Source organism: Sphingopyxis sp. (assembly GCF_016463645.1).
Classification (GTDB): Bacteria; Pseudomonadota; Alphaproteobacteria; order Sphingomonadales; family Sphingomonadaceae; genus Sphingopyxis.
Genome location: NZ_JAEMQX010000239.1, coordinates 1 through 2,425, shown reverse-complemented (window position 1 = coordinate 2,425; position 2,425 = coordinate 1). Strand labels below are relative to the sequence as shown.

The window sequence follows — 2,425 nt, the reverse complement described above, 5'->3', positions numbered from 1 at the left end:
TATGCCATGGGCCTGAAAGAGCAGATCATCTTCCCCGAGATCAACTATGACCGCATCGACCAGGTGCGCGGCATGGACGTGATCGTCACCACCACCGCCCGTACGGACGAAGAAGCCCGCGAACTGCTCAAGCTGTTCGGCTTCCCCTTCCCGATCGAAGCGCAGGAAAAGGAAGCCGCCTGATCCCGCAAGGGATCTGGCAGGCTCTTTCAAGAAGGAAAGAGAACTTAAGTCATGGCGAAACTGAGTTCCGTGAACAAGAACGAGCGTCGCAAGCAGCTGGTGAAGAAATACGCCGGCCGCTACGCGAAGCTGAAGGCGATTGCGGCGGACACGTCGCTCGACGATGGCGAGCGTCTGATCGCGCGCCTCAAGATGGCGGAAATTCCGCGCAACGGTAACCCGACCCGCATCCGCAACCGGTGCGAGCTGACCGGCCGCCCGCGCGCTTATTACCGTAAATTCCGGCTGTGCCGTATCCAGCTCCGCGATCTGGCCAACAAGGGCCTGATCCCCGGTGTTGTGAAGTCGAGCTGGTAAGGGACTGACAAGATGGCAATGACCGATCCCCTGGGTGATATGCTCACCCGCATCCGCAACGGCCAGCAGGCGAAGAAGGACAGCGTCCTGACTCCCGCCTCGACCCTGCGCGTCCGCGTTCTCGATGTTCTCCAGCGCGAAGGCTATATCCGCGGCTACAGCGAAGAAGCGCTGGGCGCGAAGGGCCAGCACAAGGGCATCCGCATCGAGCTCAAATATTTTGAAGGCCAGCCGGCGATCCGCCACGTGGCCCGCGTCTCGAAGCCGGGCCGCCGCGTCTATTCGGGCTCGAAAGAGCTGCCGATCGTGCGCAACGGCCTTGGTATCACCATCGTGTCGACCCCGCGCGGCGTTCTCTCGGACGCCGAAGCCCGCGAGCATAATGTCGGCGGCGAAGTGCTGGCGGAGGTGTTCTGATGTCGCGCATTGGTAAAAAGGCAGTAGCGATCCCCGGCGGTGTCACCGCCGCGATCGACGGCGGCCAGCTGTCGGTGAAGGGTCCGAAGGGCACGCTCGCGATGCCGCTGTCCGACCTCATCAATTATGAAGTCGGCGAAGGCAGCATCTCGGTGCAGCCCGCGAACAGCACCCGCGAAGCACGCGCCTTCTGGGGCATGCAGCGCACGCTGGTCCAGAACCTGATCACCGGCGTGACCGAAGGCTTTACCAAGGTCCTCGAAATCACCGGTGTCGGCTATCGCGCCAACTCGCAGGGCAAGACGCTGAAGCTGCAGCTCGGCTACAGTCACGATGTCGATTTCGCGGTGCCCGAAGGCATCGAGATCAAGACGCCGGACAACACGACGATCGAGATCAGCGGCATCGACAAGCAGAAGGTCGGCCAGGTCGCGGCGGAAATCCGCCGTTGGCGTAAGCCCGAACCCTACAAGGGCAAGGGCATCAAGTATCGCGGCGAGTACATCTTCCGCAAAGAAGGCAAGAAGAAGTAAGCCATGGCACATCTTACCCCTTTCCAAAAACGTCGCCAGCGCGTCCGTACCGCGCTCCGTCAGCGTGCCGCCGGGCGTCCGCGCCTTTCGGTGCACCGTTCGGGCCGTCACATCTACGCGCAGCTCATCGATGACGCCGCCGGCACCACGCTGGCCGCAGCCTCGACGCTCGACAAGGATGTCCGCGGCAAGACCGGCGCGACGACCGCTGCTGCGGCCGACGTCGGGTCGCGCCTCGCCGCTGCCGCCAAGAAGGCGGGCGTGACGCAGGTCGTGTTCGATCGCGGCGGCTTCCTGTTCCACGGGCGCATCAAGGCGCTGGCCGACGCGGCTCGCGAAGGCGGATTGGAGTTCTGATTATGGCTGACGAAGTACAGAACGTCGAAGGCGCTGTCGAAGCGACCGAAAACACCGGCGCTCCCCGCCGTGGCCGTGGCGGCCGCGACGGTGGCCGCGGTGGTCGTGAAGGCGGCCGTGGCCGCCGCGACGACCGTCGCCCGCGCGACGAAGAGGGCGGCGAGGAGCTCATTGAAAAGCTCGTCCACATCAACCGCGTCTCGAAGACCGTGAAGGGCGGCAAGCGCTTCGGTTTCGCCGCGCTCGTCGTCGTCGGTGACGGCAAGGGCCGCGCCGGTTTCGGTCATGGCAAGGCGCGCGAAGTGCCCGAAGCCATTTCGAAGGCGACCGCCGCCGCGAAGAAGGCGATGATTCGCGTTCCGCTGCGCGACGGCCGCACGCTGCACCACGACGGTCGCGGTGTGTTCGGCGCGGGCAATGTGACGCTGCGTTCGGCGCCCGCCGGTACCGGCATCATCGCCGGTGGCCCGATGCGCGCCGTGTTCGAATCGCTGGGCGTTGCCGACGTGGTGACCAAGTCGGTCGGCACCTCGAACCCCTACAACATGATCCGCGCGACCTTCGAGGCGCTCGGCGAA

At 64.6% G+C, this 2,425-nt stretch carries 5 protein-coding genes and 1 pseudogene; all 6 read left to right on the top strand.

Annotation, left to right across the window (positions count from 1 at the left end; genetic code table 11):
- Positions 1-183: pseudogene (locus JHC57_RS22055) on the top strand (50S ribosomal protein L5); the annotation flags it as partial.
- A gap of 51 nt (positions 184-234) precedes the next feature.
- Positions 235-540: a 30S ribosomal protein S14 gene (rpsN, locus tag JHC57_RS22050; protein WP_037556379.1), complete on the top strand. Its 306-nt coding sequence runs from the start codon at positions 235-237 to the stop codon at positions 538-540.
- Between the two features lie 12 nt (positions 541-552).
- Positions 553-957: a 30S ribosomal protein S8 gene (gene rpsH, locus JHC57_RS22045; RefSeq protein ID WP_054589697.1), complete on the top strand. Its 405-nt coding sequence runs from the start codon at positions 553-555 to the stop codon at positions 955-957.
- On the top strand, positions 957-1,490 hold the full coding sequence (gene rplF / locus JHC57_RS22040; protein ID WP_054589698.1) for a 50S ribosomal protein L6: 534 nt from the start codon (positions 957-959) through the stop codon (positions 1,488-1,490). The genes rpsH and rplF overlap by 1 nt, the downstream gene beginning before the upstream one ends.
- Positions 1,491-1,493: 3 nt before the next feature.
- Positions 1,494-1,847, top strand: coding sequence for a 50S ribosomal protein L18 (gene rplR / locus JHC57_RS22035; RefSeq protein WP_179497616.1), 354 nt, complete (start codon positions 1,494-1,496; stop codon positions 1,845-1,847).
- Between the two features lie 2 nt (positions 1,848-1,849).
- The coding region (gene rpsE, locus JHC57_RS22030; protein ID WP_294032705.1) for a 30S ribosomal protein S5 at positions 1,850-2,425 on the top strand (576 nt) is incomplete at its 3' end.